The organism is Mesorhizobium sp. M7A.F.Ca.CA.004.04.2.1 (assembly GCF_004022825.1).
Classification (GTDB): Bacteria; Pseudomonadota; Alphaproteobacteria; order Rhizobiales; family Rhizobiaceae; genus Mesorhizobium.
This window is the reverse complement of sequence record NZ_RZPH01001447.1, coordinates 1-1077: the sequence shown is the minus strand read 5'-3', so window position 1 is coordinate 1077 and position 1077 is coordinate 1. Positions and strand designations below refer to the sequence as shown.

Here is a 1077-nt window from a genome sequence, read left to right as displayed (position 1 = left end):
GTCGGGTGAACATCCAGTTCGAGCGCGTCAGCGCGCAGCGCGAAGGCGGCCTCCATCGAGGGAATTGTGTTTTCGAGGTAGCCATGGCGCGGCGGCAACATGCGACTGGCCGTGCAAGTCTGTCCTGTCATGCCTGCGCGCAAATAATCCTGGGCAAGGCCGCGATGGGCAAGCATCTCCGGCTTGCCGGCGGGGCGACTCGATAACAGCGAGGTGTTGTTGAGCCAGATGCCCACCGCAGCGACACCAATGACGCCGAAGAAGATCGTCCGTCTGCGCATCAGGTGATTTCCGATTCGTCCGTCCTGCGCGGCATTCTGCTTCGCGATCGGACTTTTTGACGGCGACGACGCGGCTATGTCGCGATCATGCTCGACATAGCCTGTTCAAGAGCGTGTCGGCTTACGCCTTGTAGACCACTTGGCGCACGTCGATGTAGCTGGCGCGGAATCCGGCCTCGCAATAGTGCAGGTAGAACTCCCAGAGCTTCTTGAACCGGTCGTCGAAGCCGAGCGGGACGATCTTTTCCCATGACGCCCAGAACCGGTGGCGCCACTCGGCAAGCGTGCGCGCGTAGTCGTCCGGAAACACGCGCTCGCGCAGATGGGCAAGGCCATGATCCTTGCCGAGCGCCTTCAGGATCGACGGCGTCGGCAGCATGCCGCCCGGGAAGACGTAGCGCTGGATGAAATCCGGCCTTGCGCGATAGGTGTCGTAGGCGGCTTCGTTGATGGTGATGATCTGCAGGCCGGCGGTGCCGCCAGGCCTTAGACAGGCCTTCATCTTGCCGAAAAACACCGGCCAGTATTTCTCGCCGACCGCCTCGAACATCTCGATCGAGGCGATGCGGTCATAGGTGCCGGTTTCGTCGCGATAATCCTGCAGCTTGATGTCGACCTTGTCGGCAAGACCAGCCCTGGCGATGCGAGCCGTGGCAAAATCGTGCTGCTCGCGGCTGATCGTCAGCCCGGTCACGCGGCAGCCGATCTCGCGCGCCGCGAATTCGGCGAAGCCACCCCAGCCGCAACCGATTTCCAGCACATGGTCCTTCGGACCGATCCCTGTATCCTTCGCCAG

At 62.2% G+C, this 1077-nt stretch carries 2 protein-coding genes; both read right to left on the bottom strand.

Features of this window, described 5'->3' with window-relative positions:
• On the bottom strand, nt 1-281 hold a 281-nt coding region (locus EN893_RS35280), incomplete at its 3' end, for a glycerophosphodiester phosphodiesterase family protein (protein ID WP_281062533.1).
• A 121-nt stretch (nt 282-402) separates the two neighbouring features.
• A partial coding sequence (locus tag EN893_RS35275; RefSeq protein ID WP_164901449.1) for a cyclopropane-fatty-acyl-phospholipid synthase family protein occupies nt 403-1077 on the bottom strand: 675 nt, incomplete at its 5' end.